Source organism: Pseudomonas sp. rhizo66 (assembly GCF_031931925.1).
Classification (GTDB): domain Bacteria; phylum Pseudomonadota; class Gammaproteobacteria; order Pseudomonadales; family Pseudomonadaceae; genus Aquipseudomonas.
The window spans coordinates 128,149-144,110 of the sequence record NZ_JAUJWZ010000014.1 but is presented as its reverse complement, the minus strand read 5'-3'; the positions used below and the strand labels follow the sequence as shown (position 1 = coordinate 144,110).

The following is a 15,962-nucleotide window of genomic DNA, read 5'->3' as shown; positions in this document are numbered from 1 at the left end:
TGCTTACAAATGCTGAGTTGAAACACAACCCTTGTAGGAGTGAGCCTGCTCGCGATAGCGGTGTGTCAGGCGACGCATGTGTTGAATGACACACCGCTATCGCGAGCAGGCTCACTCCTACAGGGGTTTTGTGTTGGGCTCAATGGCTGAGCAGGTCAACGAGGGCATGCGCGCCTTTCTGCAGTGGCTGGCTCTTGAGCCACACCGCGTGCACCGGCATCACCAGACCGTTTTCGATGTTGCGAAAATTCAGGCGTTTCAGCCGTCCGCTGTCCAGTCGCGGCTGCACCACCGACAGCGGAAAGTTACCCCAACCCAATCCCGCCTCGACCATTTCCATCGCCGTCTCAAGGCTGTCGGTGCGCCAGTACGACTCCGCCACCAACGGCCGCGTTTCACTGATCGGCAAGTCGCGACTGGCGACGATGATCTGCCGCACATGCACCAGATCCTCGAGAAACACATCCTGCCCCTGCAACAGCGGACTGTCCGCCGCCAGCGTGGCGATCATCCGTTCGCTGCCGACAAACTGAAAACGCTCCAGTACATTCATGCTCAGCCCAGCGAACGCCAGGCATACGCTGACCCGGCCACTGTGCAGCATCGCCAACACGTCATCCTGTGGCGCGGTCAGCACTTCGATATCGAGCAGCGGATGGCGCTCGGCGATCACCTTGATCGCCGCCAGCAAACGCCGCCGGTCGATGTCGGCGACCACGCCGATCGACAACTTGCTCTCCAGCCCCAGCGATAACTCCACCGCGTGCACTTGCAGTTGCTTGAGTTGCTCGGCGATCAGCCGCGCGTGTGGCACCAGCGACAGCGCCATTGCCGTGGGCTGCGGTTCACGGTGGCTGCGGTCGAACAGCAAATAACCGAGTTCGGCCTCAAGGTTGCCAATACTCATGCTGACAGCGGAAGGCACTCGACCCAACGCCCGCGCCGCCGCCGAAAACGAGCCGCGTTCAATCACGGCAAGAAACAGCTCGATGCTGTCGCTGTTGAAATTCACTTCAAACACCTATCAATAGAACTGAAAGTAGCTGACTTTTTCTGTCAGCCCTATTGAAGCTATCTTTCGCCGCCTTCGCCAGTCCCGCTGGCCAACAAACGGCAAGAAAGAGGCAAATCCCCATGCAAGGCGTCAAACGCAAACTGGTCTATGTGTCGCTCTACGAAGTGATCGGCATGACCTTCTCCGCCCTCGGTCTGGCACTGCTGTCCGGCACGTCGCCAGGCAGCACCGGGCCATTGGCGGTGATCATCACCACCATCGCCGTGACCTGGAACTTCATTTACACCTCGTTGTTCGAGCACTGGGAAAGTCGGCAGGTGTCGCGCACGCGCACGGTGAAACGACGCATCGCCCACGCCGTCGGCTTTCAACTGACGCTGATCGTGTTTCTGATTCCGTTGATTGCGTGGTGGATGAACATCAGTCTGGTGCAGGCGTTTCTACTGGATCTGGCGCTGATCATTTTCATCCCGTGCTACACGTTCGCCTTCAACTGGTTGTTCGACCGGATCTTCGGCTTGCCAGCCTCAGCACTTCCCGATTCGGCGGCTGCGGCATAAATCGTTAATTGGTAAGCAGATATTGCAAGAAAACAGCGGTTTATCCGGTCAAACCGCCGATATTCACAATCCGCCAACTCCGATAGCAGGCTAAGCTTTTCCATCAATAAAAAATGGATCCGCCCATGACTGCACACGCCCCCGCCGCCGCGCACAGCGACGGCATCGACCCGATACGCGCCGCTCAGGTGTCCGCCCGCATCGATCGCCTTCCCGCAGTTGCGACGATCTGGCGGCTGGTGGCGCTGTTGTCGATTGGTGGATTTTTCGAACTCTATGACCTGTTCCAGACTGCTTACATCAGCCCCGGGCTGATCCGCGACGGCCTCTTTGCCACCGGCAATCAGGGTGTGTTCGGTTTCTCCGATCAAGCGGCGTTCGCCTCGGCAACCTTCCTCGGCCTGTTCCTCGGCGCCAGCCTGCTCAGCCCGTTGGCCGATCGTTTCGGCCGCCGCGCGATCTTCACTTTCGCACTGGTCTGGTACACGGTGGCGACGGTGTTGATGGGGGTTCAGAGTTCGGCGCTGGGCATCATCTGCATGCGCTTTCTGGTGGGCATCGGCCTCGGTATCGAGCTGGTCACCATTGACGCCTACCTCTCGGAACTGGTGCCCAAACGCATGCGCAGCTCGGCGTTTGCCTTCGCGTTTTTCGTGCAGTTCCTCTCCGTGCCGGCGGTGGCATTGATGTCGTGGTGGCTGGTGCCGCAAGCGCCGCTCGGCGTGTCCGGCTGGCGCTGGGTGGTGTTGGCCAGCGCGGTGTTTGCGCTGTTTATCTGGTGGCTGCGCAAGCGTCTGCCGGAGTCGCCGCGCTGGCTCGCGCAGCATGGCCGCTTTGATGAAGCCAACCAGATTCTCGACACTATCGAGGCCCGTTGTGAGAAGGATCACGGTAGACCACTGGACGCCCCGGAAGCCGTTCCGGTCGATGTCGAAGGCAAGGGCCGTTTCGCTGATATCTGGCAGCCACCGTATCGCCGTCGCGCATTGATGCTGATCGTCTTTCACATTTTCCAGGCGATCGGGTTCTTCGGCTTTGGCAACTGGTTGCCGGCGCTGCTGTCCGGTCAAGGCGTCAGCGTCACCCACAGTTTGATGTACGCCTTCATCATCACCCTCGCCTACCCGCTCGGGCCGCTGCTGTTCGTGAAGTTCGCCAATCGATTTGAAAACAAATGGCAGATCGTCGGCTCGGCCCTCGGCGCCATGACCTTCGGCACCTTGTTCGCCCTGCAGACCAGCGCATTCGGGCTGATCTTCTGCGGGGTGATGATCACCTTCTGCAACGCCTGGCTGAGCTTCAGTTATCACTCGTACCAGAGCGAACTGTTCCCGACCAATATCCGCGCCCGCGCCGTGGGTTTCTGCTATTCGTTCAGCCGCTTGTCGACGGTGTTCAGCAGCCTGCTGATCGGCCTGTTTCTCGACAATTTCGGTACGCCGGGGGTATTGGCGTTTATCGTCAGCAGCATGCTGATCGTGATGTTGACCATCGGCTGGTTCGGTCCGCGCACACGCAATCTGGCGCTGGAGAACATTGCCCATCGCTGACGGGGACACGGTCATCCTCTGCCGCTTATCGGCAAGGGATGACCGCTCGCCCCGTCCACGAAGAATGCCAACCAACTGATATAAAAGGATTTTTTACACAGGCACGGTAATTGCTGAGAGACCCGAGTCTGCAATTACCTACAGGTCCATTCATCATGTTGGTCAGTGCCAAACACCAGCCAATCATTCACCTGCCCAAAGCGCTGAATGACGATGCCACCACCACGGCTGCCGCCGGTCTGCAAGGTGGCCTGCACGGCGCCATGCTGCAAACCCTGCAAAACCAGACCCAGGCGCAAACCGCCGAAGCCACTGCCAAAGTGCAGGACTCGGCCACGCAGATCGCCACCCAGCAAGTCAGCGAAGCCACGCGCATCAGCGACAATGTCGACGAAGCCTTCGCCAAGACCCGCGTCAACCTGCAAGCCACTGATGCCACCACGGCTTCGGCAAAATCTGCCACCGACGACTTCAAGGATTACATGAGCAAGACGCCGGAGCAGCGTCTGCGCGACAGTATCCTGCAGTCCATGGGGCTGACCGAGGACGACATCAAAGCCATGCCGCCGGAGAAACAACTGGCAATCGGCAAGGAGATCGCCGAGCGCTTGCAAGACAAGATTAAGTTGGCGCAGGCGGAAAAAGACAACGATGTGAAGGACAGCGACAAACAGGCGGGCAAGTTTCTCGCTGCGCTCTGAGACCACGGACTCCTAGCTACCGCACGGTATCCCTGTAGGAGCTGCCGAAGGCTGCGATCTTTTGATCTTGCTTCCAACAACGAATCAAAAGATCGCAGCCTCGTTCCACTCGACAGCTCCTACAGGCCACTTTGTGGAATCAGTTCAGTTGCAGGGTTTCATTGAACTGGCTGATCGCATCCACCACATGCCGCGATCCCTGCTGAATCTCCAGAATCACCTCCCCCGCCTCATTCGCCAGCTCAACCCCGAGCCCGGTACGGCTCAGGCTCGACTGCATGCTCGACACCGCACTCAGCGACAGGTCATGGTTCTTGCGCACTACTTCGACAATCTCTAGCGTCGCCTGACTGGTCCGCGCCGCGAGGCTGCGCACTTCATCCGCTACCACGGCAAAACCGCGCCCATGTTCACCGGCCCGCGCCGCTTCGATGGCGGCATTGAGCGCCAGCAGGTTGGTCTGATCGGCAATGCCGCGAATGGTCTGGACGATGGTGCCGATGATGTCCGACTGTTTGCTCACGGCATCGATGCTGGCGGCGGCTTCGTTGAGGTCGCGGGAAATGTCCTGGATGATCTGCACGGTCTGCTGCACGACCTGTGAGCCTTTTTGCGCGCAGGCGTCGTTTTGTACCGAGGTGCTGTGGGCCGATTCGGCAGCGTTCTGCAGCGTGGTCATCTGATGGGTGATGTCGCTGGCGAACTTGACCACTTTGTACAAGCGGCCCTTGGCGTCGAACAACGGGTTGTACGAGGCTTCGAGGTAAACCATCTGCCCCGACTTGTTCTTGCGCTCGAAACGATGGGAGTGATATTCGCCGCGGTTGAGCGAGGCCCAGAATGCCTTGTATTGCGCGGACTCGGCTTCGGCACGATGGCAGAACAGGCTGTGGTGATGGCCGACGATTTCGTTGAGCGAGTACTGCATGGTCTTGAGGAAGTTGTCGTTGGCGGCGATGACATTGCCTTGCGGGGTGAACTCGATCACCGCCATCGAGCGACTGATGGCCGCCAGCATGCTTTCCTCTTCGTTTTCCTTATTGACCCGAGCGGTGATGTCGGCTGCAACTTTGATCACACTCTGGACTTGCTTGTCCGGGCCATACACCGGCATGTAACTGGCTTCTAGCCAGACTTCACTGCCCGCCTTGTTCAAGCGCAGAAAAGTGCCGCTGATCGGCTCACCGCGAGCCAGATCACGCCACAGTTTTGCGTACTCTTCGCTGCGATAAAAAACCTCTTCACAAAACACCCGATGGTGTTTGCCGCGCACTTCATCGGCGCTGTAACCCATGGTCTTGCAGAAGTTTTCATTGGCATCCAGAACGATGCCTTCAGGGGTGAACTCGATCATTGCCATTGAACGGCTGATCGCGGCCAACTTTGCATTCGCTTCGGTCAGAGCGCAGCTGAAACGCTCGATTTCCTGCAGGTCAGCCTTGTGATGTAGGTTGAACATGGTTGTATCACCTTCCGCGCGGACTTTTGATTTGATGAAAGTTCAGTTCTTTCAAGATCCACCACTACGTTCCACAGAACAGGCACACGCATTCCTCCACGGGAGGAAGTTGTCAGGTGATAAATGATGATCAATCGGAGCGTCCATGCAGCAACGCTCTAATCAAGACATCCTTCTCTTGATAGCCCGCACGCGGGCCAGCCCTAACGCGTAGAAGAACTTCCATGTAAGCGACGCTCCTTGTTGGTTCAGTGTCGGTGCCTTGGGTTGCGCACTCTGGCAGCATGAATTCACGGACCAACGATGTGTGTCCGGCATGTTTTGACATGACGGTCGACATAGTTAGTTAGAAGAAGCATAGCCAGCGCGAAGCCTTGCGCAAGGCCACTAGTCGGCCAGTATCTGGCACTTTTTGCACAAAAATCGGTTCAGCGCGGGGAGAAATGTTGTCGGAGCGGACGCTTTCGCGAGCAAGCTCGCTCCCACAGGGGAGCGGGTGTGTTTGGCAAGTCCTACCACGCAAGCCAGGGCAAGTCGTGGTGCTAAAGATGAAAATTCAGGCTCAGCAACAGCCAGGTCGGCCACTCTTCTGTGCAACGACGCGGTGCAATCTTGCAGATTATTTTCAGGTACAGGCAGGAGCCCGAGAACCGGGCTCCGGAAAGGCGTGATCAATGACCGAAGATGTCGACTTTCTTGGCTTTCTTCTCCGCGCGCTTTTCAATCGCGGTCTTGGCCGGTTTCTTCTTCGCGGCTTTCTTTGAATCCATACCTTTGGACATGATGCGTACTCCACTCACAGGGGATGTGAAGTCAGGTATACACCTATCCAGAGCCATCCGTTCTTTTATAATCGCCGCTTTGCACGCCGACAGTCCGATCCCATGCCCGATACCCAATACACCTTGCTCGAAGCGTCATTATGGCCGTTGATGAACAAGTTTTACCGCAGCCACCAATCCTCGATGAAAGCGGTTCGCGATGCGCAACTTTGGGTCGCACGGCGGGGCGAGATTGTTGGCGCGTTGTGCTTGCGGCCGGTGTCTGGCGGGCAATGGTTGACCGGGCTGTTTGTCGATCCGGGGTGTCGTGAGCAGGGGGTTGCCGCGCAGTTGATCGCGGCGGCGGTGCAGGATGTGAGCGAGCCGGTGTGGCTGTTCTGTCATCCGGATTTGCGCGGTTTTTATGAGCGACGCGGATTCACTTTCGACCCGGCCCTGCCGCAGGCGATGGCAGAGCGCTTGAGCCGGTATGCGCGGAGCAAGCCGATGATTGCGATGGAAAGGGTTCCCGCTCAATCCTGAAGGACATGCAAAAACCAATGTGGGAGCGAGCCTGCTCGCGAAAGCGGTGTGTCAGTCACAGAATCTGTCACTGATATTGCGCATTCGCGAGCAGGCTCGCTCCCACAGGGATATGTGCTGGGCACTGGATCAATCGTCGGCGGTTGGATCAAGATCCGGGAACATCACTTCGGTAAAACCGAACTTAGTGAAGTCGGTGATGCGCGACGGGTACAGCCGGCCGATCAGGTGATCGCATTCGTGCTGCACAACGCGGGCGTGGAAGCCCGAAGCAATACGCACAATCGGCTCGCCCTTCGGATCAAACCCTTCATAGCGAATCTGCTGATAACGCTCCACCGCGCCACGCAAACCCGGCACCGACAGACAGCCTTCAAAGCCCTCCTCCATCAACGGACTCAGCGGTGTGATCAGCGGATTGATCAGGATTGTCTGCGGCACCGCTTCAGCGTCCGGGTAACGTTCGCTGTGTTCGAAACCAAAGATCACCAGTTGCAGATCGACACCGATCTGCGGCGCGGCCAGGCCAACGCCACCGACGCTTTCCATGGTCTGGAACATGTCGTCGATCAGTTGCCACAGCTCAGGGCTGTCGAACATCTCGGCCGGCACTGGCGGGGCGATGCGCAGCAGGCGCTCGTCGCCCATTTTCAGAATTTCACGGATCATGATCAGACTTCGTCAGTGTCCGGCTTGAGCGAATGATCGCGACCCAGGCCCGAGACGTGTTGTTTGGGATGTTCATCGAGTTCGCCGGGGACTTTCTCACCCGAGTCCTTGCCCTCGCTGGACATGTGTTCGATCACCGCATTCATCTCGGCGCCGAGCAACAGCACCGCCGCGGAAATGTAGAAGTACAGCAACAGCACGATGATCGCCCCGATGCTGCCATACATCGCGTTGTAGTTGGCGAAGGTTTTCACGTAAAAGGCGAAGCCCAACGAGGCGATGATCCATACCACCACAGCCAGTACCGAGCCGGGTGTGATGAAACGGAATTCCTGTTTGACGTCCGGCATGACGTAGTAGATCAGTGCCACGGCGACCATCATCAGAATCACGATCACTGGCCAGCGCGCGATGGTCCACACGGTGACGATGAAGTCTTCCAGCCCCACCTGCGCGGCGATCCAGCCCATCACCTGCGGCCCGAGCACCATCAGCGCGGCGGCCACCAGCAGCATGCCGGCAATGCCGACGGTGTAGACAATCGACAGCGGAAAACGCTTCCAGATCGGCCGGCCTTCGACCACGTCATACGCGGCGTTCATCGCGCTCATCATCAAGCGTACGCCCGCGGAGGCGGTGTACAGGGCGATAACGATACCGACGGAAAGCAGGCCACCCTTGGACTGCTGTAACTGGTCGATCACCGGGTTGACCTGCTCCAGCGCCTGCGGTGGCAGGACCAGTTCCGATTGCAGGCGCAGCCAGGAGAAGAAGTCCGGCAGGTGCAGGAAACCGATCAGGGCGATCAGGAACAGGATGAACGGGAACAGCGAGAACAGCATCTGGTAGGCCAGTGCCGAGGCGTAGGTCGACATCTCGTCGTCGACGAATTCAGTGACCGTGCGCACCATCACCCGGTGCAGGGGCAGACCTTTCATGTCCGGAAAAATCATTCGCGTCTCCTTTCGCCGCAATACAGGTTGAAGTCGTGGCGACTCAGGGGCCGTTTTTTACATCACGGTAGCCTGTTTGGCGAACCCCGTCGGGTCGCTGCAGGCTTTTGACACAAAAACGGCCATCCTTGGATGGCCGTTCGTGTCTTTCGTTCAAGGCTGAATTACGCCTTGTCGACGCCTTTTTTGATAGCGTCCTTGGCTTTACCGACCGCTTGCTGGGCCTCGCCTTTTTTCTCTTGGATCTTGCCTTCGGCTTGCAGCTTGCTGTTGTCGGTGGCTTTACCGACGCCTTGCTTGACGTTGCCGACCGCTTCGTTGGCCATGCCTTTTACTTTATCGCCAGTGCTACTCATGGTGTTTCTCCTTGATGCATTAAAGGGGAAAAGTCAGTACGTAATGATTGACTGGCCGGGTTTGCGCCAAGTTTCATTTATTTTCGGCGGCTCATTTCGTCGCGCCGTGCAGGTTGGGCTTTATGTTTGCGTGCGTTGCCCGGAGAATGCGCACCTATGGGCGTTGTGCGCCAATGAACCGATCCTCGCAGGAATGTTATGAAACTCGATAAAAAGCTCGCCATCGCCCGCAGAAACCAGGAACTGGGCGGCGCCGTGCTCGGCACCAACAACTGCCACTTCGCCGAACTGAACCGCAACCGCAACATCTGGTGGTTCGACCTGCCGGTGTCGCGTCTGGCCGTGGGTCAGTACGAGTGGATTCACTTGCTGATGCACACGCCGGCCACCGACGAACTGCTGCACCTGAAAGTGCCGACGGTGTTCCTGCGTGAAAAGCTTGAAGGTCTGGTGATTCGCAACGAAGGCAAGCGTAAAGCGGCATTGAGCCTGGAATTGAGTGCGGACAAGGATTCGTATCTGCAGGACATGCGCCCGGCGGGCACTAACGTGAATTTCGCGCCGTTCCGTCAATAGCCCTCACCCTAACCCTCTCCCAGAGGGAGAGGGGACTGACCGAGGTGTTTGGGCAAGGTACACCGACCTGAAATATCGAGTCGAACTCAGGTTCTGAACAGCATGAAGATCTGCTCCCTTTCCCCCTCTCCCATTGGGAGAGGGCTGGGGTGAGGGGCTGGTTTAACCGAACAACAGATATCTCAAACCCTGCGGCCCCAACAAAAAGCCCCGCATCTGCGGGGCTTCGTGTTTAGGCGGCGGACTTGGCCTTGATCTTCTTCAGCTCTTCATCCCGCAACTCGCGGCGCAGGATCTTGCCGACGTTGGTGGTCGGCAGCGCATCGCGGAACTCCACCGAACGCGGCACCTTGTAGCCAGTGACGTTGGCGCGCATATGCTCCATCACCTGCTCTTTGGTCAGGGTCACGCCCGGTTTGGCGACGATGAAAATCTTGATCGCCTCACCCGATTTCTCGTCCGGCACGCCGATGGCCGCGCACTGCAACACACCCGGCAGGGTCGCCAGCACGTCTTCCAGTTCGTTCGGGTAGACGTTGAAACCGGAGACCAGAATCATGTCTTTCTTGCGATCGACAATACGCATGTAACCGTCCGGCTGGATCAGCGCGATGTCACCGGTTTTCAGCCAGCCTTCGCTGTCGAGCATTTCATCGGTGGCTTCCTGACGCTGCCAGTAGCCCTTCATCACTTGCGGGCCCTTGACGCACAGCTCGCCGATTTCACCCAGCGGCTGCTCGACACCAGCATCGTCGATGACTTTGCACAGGGTCGAAGGCACTGGAATACCGATGGTGCCGATCTGGATGTTCTGGATCGGGTTGACCGTGGCCACCGGGCTGGTTTCGGTCATGCCGTAACCTTCACAGATGGCGCAACCGGTGACCGCTTTCCAGCGCTCGGCAGCAGCCAGTTGCAGGGCCATGCCGCCGGACAAGGTGACTTTCAGCGCAGAGAAGTCCAGCTTGCGGAAACCTTCGTTGTTGCACAGCGCGACGAACAGCGTGTTGAGGCCGACGAAACCGCTGAACTTCCACTTCGACAGTTCCTTGACCATCGCCGGCAGGTCGCGCGGGTTGCTGATCAGGATGTTGTGGTTGCCGATCAGCATCATCGCCATGCAATGAAAGGTGAACGCGTAGATGTGGTACAGCGGCAGCGGCGTGATCAGGATCTCGCAACCTTCATTGAGGTTGGAACCCATCAGCGCTTTGCACTGCAGCATGTTGGCGACGAGGTTACGATGGGTGAGCATCGCGCCCTTGGCCACGCCCGTGGTGCCGCCGGTGTATTGCAGCACCGCGACATCGCCGCTGTCCGGATTGGCTTCGGCCACCGGTTGGCCCTGGCCCTTGCTCAACACGTCGTTGAACTTGACGGCTTTGGGCAGGTGATAAGCCGGCACCATCTTCTTCACGTACTTGATGACGCTGTTGATCAGCAGGCGCTTGATCGGCGGCAGCAGGTCGGCAACTTCAGTGACGATTACGTGTTTGACGCCGGTTTTCGGCACCACGGCTTCGGCCAGATGCGCCATGTTGGCCAGGCAAACAAGGGCTTTGGCGCCGGAGTCGTTGAATTGGTGTTCCATTTCCCGCGCGGTGTACAGCGGGTTGGTGTTGACCACGATCAGCCCGGCGCGAATCGCACCGAAGACGGCCACCGGGTACTGCAGGACGTTGGGCAGTTGCACGGCGATTCGATCGCCAGGCTGCAAATCGGTATGCTGTTGCAGATACGCGGCAAACGCACCGGACAATTCGTACAACTCACCGTAGGTGATTGTCTTGCCCAGGTTGCTGAAAGCCGGTTTGTTGGCGAAGCGTTGGCAGGATTGCTTCAACACTGCCTGAATGTTCGGATACTCGTCCGGATTGATGTCGGCAGCAATTCCAGCCGGGTATTTATCCTTCCAAAAGTCTTCGATCATGGAAGCCCACTCCTCAGCAACGCGAATTCTTCACCGCATTTGATGCGATTATTATTGGTGTGTGTTTGGTATTGGTGAATCTGGCTTTTACAGAGGCCGAGAAGTCACAAAGCGCGCCGAGAGTAGCAGCTTTGCCAAGGGTCGACTAGAGCCAAAAGCGGCCCCTACAGTCATTATCATGACTCAAGACTAGCTAGCAGTCATTTTAGAGCAAAAATCCTAGAACAGCTTGAAAGCCCCGGTTTTCGGGGACTCAAAGCAAAAGATCGCAGCCTTCAGCAGCTTCTACTGGAAATGCATTCCAAGGTAGGCGCTGCCGAAGGCTGCGATCTTTGTGTTTTTGACCTTTAAGCGATATCGCGCAACTCGCGCCGCAGAATTTTCCCGACAGGCGTCATCGGCAATGACTCACGCAAGACGATGTGTTTCGGCACTTTGTACGCGGTGAAATTCTCTTTGCAGTAGGCCTTGAGTTCTTCGAGGCTGACCCCGCTTTCCCGCGCCACCACAAACAGCTTCACCGCCTCCCCCGAACGCTCGTCTGGCACGCCGATGACCGCGCAGTTGGCGACTTTCGGATGCGCCATCACCACGTCTTCGATTTCATTCGGGTACACGTTGAAACCGGAGACGATAATCATGTCTTTCTTGCGATCGACGATGCGCACAAACCCGTCCGGATCAATCACCGCAATGTCACCGGACTTGAACCAGCCCTCGGCATCCAGCACTTCGGCAGTGGCTTCGGGTTTGTGCCAGTAGCCCTTCATGATCTGCGGGCCTTTGATGCACAACTCGCCGCGCTCGCCCATCGGCTGCTCGACACCGTCATCGTTGATGACTTTGAGCAATGTACCCGGCACCGGCAAACCGACCGTACCCAGCCGCGACTGGTCGCCGTACGGGTTGGTGCAGGCCACCGGTGAGGTTTCGGTGAGGCCGTAACCCTCGGTGATGCGGCAACCGGTGATCTGCTCCCAACGCTCGGCGGTGGCTTTGACCAGCGCAGTGCCGCCGGAGTTGGTGAGCTTCAGGCTGGAGAAATCGAGGGTCTTGAAATCCGGGTGATCCATCAGCGCCACGAACAAGGTGTTCAGGCCCAACAGCGCGGAGAAGCGCCAGTTCTTCAGCTCTTTGATGAAACCGGCAATGTCGCGGGGATTGGTGATCAGCACGTTGTGGTTGCCGGAAACCATCATGCACATGCAATTCGCGGTGAAAGCATAGATGTGATAAAGCGGCAGCGGCGCGATCATCACTTCCTGACCTTCGCGCAACAGCGGCTGGCCGTCCGGGCCGAGCTGCGCCAGGCAGGCGCGTACTTGCTGCATGTTCGCCACCAGATTGCCGTGGGTCAGCATCGCGCCTTTCGCCAGCCCGGTGGTGCCACCGGTGTATTGCAGCACGGCGATGTCGTCGAGGCTGACCTTCAGCGGCTTGATCCCCAGGCCACGGCCCATGCGCAGCGCACTCTTGAAGGAGATCGCCTGCGGCAACGAATACGCCGGGACCATTTTCTTCACTTTGCTGACTACGGTGTTGACCAGCCAGCCTTTGGCGGTGGGCATCAAGTCGCCCATCTTCGCTTCGATCAGGTATTGGATGTCGGTGTCAGCCAGCACTTCCTGGACCTTCTGGCCGAACATGTTCAGGTACACCAGTGCTCGTGCGCCGGAATCCTTGAATTGATGGCGCATCTCCCGCGCGGTGTACAGCGGGTTGGTATTGACCACGATCAGCCCGGCACGCAGTGCACCGAACACGGCAATCGGGTAATGCAGGACGTTGGGCATCTGCACGGCGATACGATCCCCCGGAACCAGATCGGTATGCGCCTGCAGGTAACCGGCGAAGGCGGCGCTCTGGCGCTCGAGTTCGGCGTAGGTCAGGGTGATGCCCATATTGCTGAACGCCGGGCGATCAGCGAACTTCTTGCAGGAACGCTCGAACACCTCGATCACCGACTTGAACTCACCCATGTCGATGTCCAGCGGTACGCCGGCCGGGCGTTTGTCGTTCCAGAAATCAGGTTGCATTGTTCTTGTCCTCTTTACCTGAGCTGATCCGGGGCCGCTTTCTGTCATTTCTGAAAAAGCGGAGCTTCACGGACACTAGCAGCTATGGCCATTGAGGCAAATATGGACAAAGCCGTCATTGACCGTGTGAATCTTCCTGCCGTGGCGTGGGCTGATCAGACGCGCTATACAATGATCCGACTCTGAGCAAAGGAATCGCCATGATCCACGACACCTTATGGCTGGACGCGAGTGACCGCAGCCGCCTGTTCGTCAATCAATGGCTGCCGGCGGCGCCGTTGAAAGCGGTGATCCTGCTGGCCCATGGCATGGCGGAACACAGCGGCCGCTATGCGCGACTGGCCGACACGTTTTGCGACAAAGGATATGGCGTGTACGCGCCGGATTTACGCGGACATGGCAAAACCGCCAATCACGGCACCCTCGGCCACTTCGCCGATGACGACGGCTGGTGCAAAGTACTCGGCGATCTGGCCAGCCTCAATCAGCACATCGGTCAGCAGCACCCCGGCGTGCCGATCATCCTGCTGGGGCACAGCATGGGCAGCTACATCGCCCAGGGTTATCTGCTGCATCACAGCGCCAGCCTACACGGGGCGATTCTCAGTGGTTCCAACTTTCAGCCCGTTGCGCTGTACCGCGCTGCGCGGCAGATCGCTCGCCTGGAAAAACTGCGTCAGGGCGGCAAGGGTCGCAGTGCGTTGATCGAATGGCTGTCGTTTGGCTCGTTCAACAAAAAATTCAAACCGGCGCGCACGCCGTTCGACTGGCTGAGCCGCGATCCGGTGGAGGTCGACAAGTACGCGGCCGATCCGCTGTGCGGCTTTCGCTGCACCAATCAATTGTGGATCGACCTGCTCGGCGGCTTGCAGCAGATCAGCAAAGCGTCCAATCTCGCGCAGATCGATCCGGGCCTGCCGCTGCTGGTAATCGGCGGCGAATGTGATCCGGTGAGTGAAGGCAAGCGTCTGACAGATCTGGCCAATGCCTTGCGCACGGCCGGCAGCCAGCACCTGCAACTGAAGATCTACCCGCAGGCGCGGCACGAATTGTTCAACGAAACCAATCGCGACGAAGTGATCGCTGATGTGCTGGCCTGGATCGATCAGGCTTTGAGCCATCCGCGCCCTCAGCGCAGCGAATAATTTTTTTGTGGATTCACTGAATCCGTCACAGGAATCGAGACCGATGACCCAGGTTACCAACATCCCTTACGAAGCCCTCGAAGTCGGCCAGACTGCCAGCTACAGCAAAACCGTCGAAGAGCGCGACATTCAGCTGTTCGCCGCGATGTCGGGCGACCACAACCCGGTGCACCTGGACGCGGAGTTTGCCGCTGCGAGCATGTTCAAGGAGCGTATCGCTCACGGTATGTTCAGTGGCGCGCTGATCAGTGCCGCTGTGGCCTGCGAGCTGCCTGGGCCGGGCACTATTTATATCGGTCAGCAGATGAGCTTTCAGAAGCCAGTGAAGATCGGTGACACGTTGACCGTGCGCCTGGAAATTCTCGAGAAGCTGCCGAAGTTTCGTGTGCGCATTGCCACGCGCGTGTTCAACCAGCGTGATGAGTTGGTGGTGGATGGCGAGGCGGAGATTCTGGCGCCGCGCAAGCAACAAACGGTGACGTTGCCGACACTGCCGGCGATTAGCATTGGCTGATTGATTGGTAGTGTGTCAGTGAGAGCTTTCCCCCTCACCCCAGCCCTCTCCCCCAGGGGCGAGGGGGAAAGGGAGCCGATCTCCGCTGTTTTCAGATTTTGAGTTCGACTGGATATTTTAGGTCGATGTAGCTCGAAAGAACACCTCGGTCAGTCCCCTCTCCCTCCGGGAGAGGGCTAGGGTGAGGGGCTCTTGCTCTTGCTTTTCCCAGTCCCATAAAAAAACGCCAGACTAGCTGGCGTTTTTTATAACCGGCAACCGCTTACGAACGGGCGCGAGCCTGGTTACGCAGGGCTTTCACTTGGTCGTGGTTGCGTTGCACACCGTGGTACTGGCGTTCAACCAGATCACGAATGCCGACCAGATTGTGCTTGTTGATCTTCTCGATGGCTTCACGATAAGCCTTCAGTGCGTGGTCTTCACCGCGCTCGGCTTCGTTCAGCACAGCCTCTTCGTCTTTGCCGGTGAACATGGCTTTGACGTCGACCCAGCGACGGTGCAGGTCACCGCTGACGCTGGTGGAGGTTTCCGGATCGCCGCCCAGCTTGCGAACTTCGGCTTGCAGTTCTGCTGCAGCGGTTGCGCAATCAGCGGAGCGAGTCACGAACAGGGTTTTCAGTTCTGGATGCTTGATGTCCTCAGCGCAAGTCTTGAACCCTTCCTGACCATCCTTGCTGGTTTCAATCAGGTCATTGAGTACAGAGATGGCTTCTTTATTCATGTCGGTCATTTTTCAATTCCTTGCGATTGGTTGAAGATGCAAGGGATATTGCAGCGTGCGTGCCAGCTTTTTTATTTTTAAAAAGTCGTTTTAAATCAGATATTTAAAGATAAATGAACTATCTGTATCACGGTTATTTGCATGATCTGTCATTTGGCCTGCATGCAGAATGCCTGTATTTTCCAAGCTGATTTGAAGCCAGACGATCCCATTGATGAATCCCGAAAAACTCGAACTGCTGATCACCCGCGAAATGCCCTTCGGCAAATACAAGGGCCGGATCATCGCCGACCTGCCGGGGCCGTACCTGAACTGGTTCGCCCGCGAAGGTTTCCCGCACGGCGAGCTCGGTGGCTTGCTCGCGCTGATGCAGGAGATCGACCATAACGGCCTCTCGGACCTGCTCGAACCGCTGCGTGCCAAACACGGCAAACCTGCTCCGCGCCATTGAAGCGCTCTCCTCTCTTTGAGTC

Annotated in this window: 15 protein-coding genes and 2 pseudogenes; 8 read left to right on the top strand and 9 right to left on the bottom strand. The window is 57.8% G+C overall.

Annotated elements, in window-relative coordinates:
- Nucleotides 1-139 precede the first annotated feature (139 nt).
- Nucleotides 140-1,012, bottom strand: coding sequence for a LysR family transcriptional regulator (locus QZR14_RS17825; protein ID WP_311997263.1), 873 nt, complete (start codon nt 1,010-1,012; stop codon nt 140-142).
- 122 nt (nt 1,013-1,134) lie between these two features.
- On the opposite strand from QZR14_RS17825, the gene QZR14_RS17820 reads away from it, so the two are divergent.
- From QZR14_RS17820 to QZR14_RS17810, 3 genes are all read left to right on the top strand, one after another.
- The gene (locus tag QZR14_RS17820; RefSeq protein ID WP_150707502.1) at nt 1,135-1,575 is read left to right on the top strand and encodes a PACE efflux transporter; all 441 of its coding nucleotides are present in this window, start codon (nt 1,135-1,137) and stop codon (nt 1,573-1,575) included.
- 125 nt (nt 1,576-1,700) lie between these two features.
- A complete protein-coding gene (locus QZR14_RS17815; protein ID WP_311997262.1) occupies nt 1,701-3,125 on the top strand; it encodes an MFS transporter in 1,425 nt (474 codons plus the stop codon).
- Nucleotides 3,126-3,280: 155 nt separating this feature from the next.
- Complete coding sequence (locus QZR14_RS17810; protein ID WP_250608214.1) at nt 3,281-3,826, top strand: hypothetical protein; 546 nt, start codon at nt 3,281-3,283, stop codon at nt 3,824-3,826.
- A gap of 139 nt (nt 3,827-3,965) precedes the next feature.
- Here QZR14_RS17810 and QZR14_RS28125 read toward each other — a convergent pair.
- Nucleotides 3,966-4,391: pseudogene (locus QZR14_RS28125) on the bottom strand (methyl-accepting chemotaxis protein); the annotation flags it as partial.
- Between the two features lie 117 nt (nt 4,392-4,508).
- Nucleotides 4,509-5,285: pseudogene (locus QZR14_RS28120) on the bottom strand (PAS domain-containing protein); the annotation flags it as partial.
- Nucleotides 5,286-6,169: 884 nt separating this feature from the next.
- On the opposite strand from QZR14_RS28120, the gene QZR14_RS17800 reads away from it, so the two are divergent.
- Nucleotides 6,170-6,589: a GNAT family N-acetyltransferase gene (locus tag QZR14_RS17800; RefSeq protein WP_311997260.1), complete on the top strand. Its 420-nt coding sequence runs from the start codon at nt 6,170-6,172 to the stop codon at nt 6,587-6,589.
- Nucleotides 6,590-6,718: 129 nt separating this feature from the next.
- On the opposite strand, the gene def is transcribed toward QZR14_RS17800, so the two are convergent.
- From def to QZR14_RS17785, 3 genes are all read right to left on the bottom strand, one after another.
- A complete protein-coding gene (gene def, locus QZR14_RS17795) occupies nt 6,719-7,258 on the bottom strand; it encodes a peptide deformylase (protein ID WP_311997259.1) in 540 nt (179 codons plus the stop codon).
- A 2-nt stretch (nt 7,259-7,260) separates the two neighbouring features.
- Complete coding sequence (locus QZR14_RS17790; protein WP_250608220.1) at nt 7,261-8,211, bottom strand: YihY/virulence factor BrkB family protein; 951 nt, start codon at nt 8,209-8,211, stop codon at nt 7,261-7,263.
- A gap of 164 nt (nt 8,212-8,375) precedes the next feature.
- Nucleotides 8,376-8,567 carry a CsbD family protein gene (locus QZR14_RS17785; protein WP_250608222.1) on the bottom strand — a complete coding sequence of 64 codons (192 nt, stop codon included), beginning with the start codon at nt 8,565-8,567 and terminating at the stop codon, nt 8,376-8,378.
- Between the two features lie 198 nt (nt 8,568-8,765).
- Between QZR14_RS17785 and QZR14_RS17780 the strand changes: the two genes are divergently transcribed.
- A complete protein-coding gene (locus QZR14_RS17780) occupies nt 8,766-9,143 on the top strand; it encodes a hypothetical protein (protein ID WP_123453540.1) in 378 nt (125 codons plus the stop codon).
- 232 nt (nt 9,144-9,375) lie between these two features.
- On the opposite strand, the gene fadD1 is transcribed toward QZR14_RS17780, so the two are convergent.
- Nucleotides 9,376-11,073: a long-chain-fatty-acid--CoA ligase FadD1 gene (gene fadD1 / locus QZR14_RS17775; RefSeq protein WP_250608226.1), complete on the bottom strand. Its 1,698-nt coding sequence runs from the start codon at nt 11,071-11,073 to the stop codon at nt 9,376-9,378.
- Between the two features lie 347 nt (nt 11,074-11,420).
- On the bottom strand, nt 11,421-13,109 hold the full coding sequence (gene fadD2, locus QZR14_RS17770; RefSeq protein WP_311997258.1) for a long-chain-fatty-acid--CoA ligase FadD2: 1,689 nt from the start codon (nt 13,107-13,109) through the stop codon (nt 11,421-11,423).
- 200 nt (nt 13,110-13,309) lie between these two features.
- Here fadD2 and QZR14_RS17765 point away from each other — a divergent pair, with 200 nt between their 5' ends.
- On the top strand, nt 13,310-14,254 hold the full coding sequence (locus tag QZR14_RS17765) for an alpha/beta hydrolase (protein WP_311997257.1): 945 nt from the start codon (nt 13,310-13,312) through the stop codon (nt 14,252-14,254).
- A 43-nt stretch (nt 14,255-14,297) separates the two neighbouring features.
- On the top strand, nt 14,298-14,768 hold the full coding sequence (locus tag QZR14_RS17760; RefSeq protein WP_003227420.1) for a MaoC family dehydratase: 471 nt from the start codon (nt 14,298-14,300) through the stop codon (nt 14,766-14,768).
- A 262-nt stretch (nt 14,769-15,030) separates the two neighbouring features.
- On the opposite strand, the gene QZR14_RS17755 is transcribed toward QZR14_RS17760, so the two are convergent.
- Nucleotides 15,031-15,498, bottom strand: coding sequence for a ferritin-like domain-containing protein (locus tag QZR14_RS17755; RefSeq protein ID WP_034153383.1), 468 nt, complete (start codon nt 15,496-15,498; stop codon nt 15,031-15,033).
- 205 nt (nt 15,499-15,703) lie between these two features.
- Between QZR14_RS17755 and QZR14_RS17750 the strand changes: the two genes are divergently transcribed.
- The gene (locus QZR14_RS17750) at nt 15,704-15,940 is read left to right on the top strand and encodes a DUF3820 family protein (protein ID WP_003227425.1); all 237 of its coding nucleotides are present in this window, start codon (nt 15,704-15,706) and stop codon (nt 15,938-15,940) included.
- Nucleotides 15,941-15,962: the final 22 nt, after the last annotated feature.

Excerpts from the sequence above, each read along its gene's own strand:
- QZR14_RS17820 (WP_150707502.1), top strand. The coding sequence starts at position 1,135 with ATGCAAGGCGTCAAACGCAAACTGGTCTATGTGTCGCTCTACGAAGTG.
- QZR14_RS17815 (WP_311997262.1), top strand. The coding sequence starts at position 1,701 with ATGACTGCACACGCCCCCGCCGCCGCGCACAGCGACGGCATCGACCCG.
- QZR14_RS17810 (WP_250608214.1), top strand. The coding sequence starts at position 3,281 with ATGTTGGTCAGTGCCAAACACCAGCCAATCATTCACCTGCCCAAAGCG.
- QZR14_RS17800 (WP_311997260.1), top strand. The coding sequence starts at position 6,170 with ATGCCCGATACCCAATACACCTTGCTCGAAGCGTCATTATGGCCGTTG.
- def (WP_311997259.1), bottom strand. The coding sequence starts at position 7,258 with ATGATCCGTGAAATTCTGAAAATGGGCGACGAGCGCCTGCTGCGCATC.
- QZR14_RS17790 (WP_250608220.1), bottom strand. The coding sequence starts at position 8,211 with ATGATTTTTCCGGACATGAAAGGTCTGCCCCTGCACCGGGTGATGGTG.
- QZR14_RS17785 (WP_250608222.1), bottom strand. The coding sequence starts at position 8,567 with ATGAGTAGCACTGGCGATAAAGTAAAAGGCATGGCCAACGAAGCGGTC.
- QZR14_RS17780 (WP_123453540.1), top strand. The coding sequence starts at position 8,766 with ATGAAACTCGATAAAAAGCTCGCCATCGCCCGCAGAAACCAGGAACTG.
- fadD1 (WP_250608226.1), bottom strand. The coding sequence starts at position 11,073 with ATGATCGAAGACTTTTGGAAGGATAAATACCCGGCTGGAATTGCTGCC.
- fadD2 (WP_311997258.1), bottom strand. The coding sequence starts at position 13,109 with ATGCAACCTGATTTCTGGAACGACAAACGCCCGGCCGGCGTACCGCTG.
- QZR14_RS17765 (WP_311997257.1), top strand. The coding sequence starts at position 13,310 with ATGATCCACGACACCTTATGGCTGGACGCGAGTGACCGCAGCCGCCTG.
- QZR14_RS17760 (WP_003227420.1), top strand. The coding sequence starts at position 14,298 with ATGACCCAGGTTACCAACATCCCTTACGAAGCCCTCGAAGTCGGCCAG.
- QZR14_RS17755 (WP_034153383.1), bottom strand. The coding sequence starts at position 15,498 with ATGACCGACATGAATAAAGAAGCCATCTCTGTACTCAATGACCTGATT.
- QZR14_RS17750 (WP_003227425.1), top strand. The coding sequence starts at position 15,704 with ATGAATCCCGAAAAACTCGAACTGCTGATCACCCGCGAAATGCCCTTC.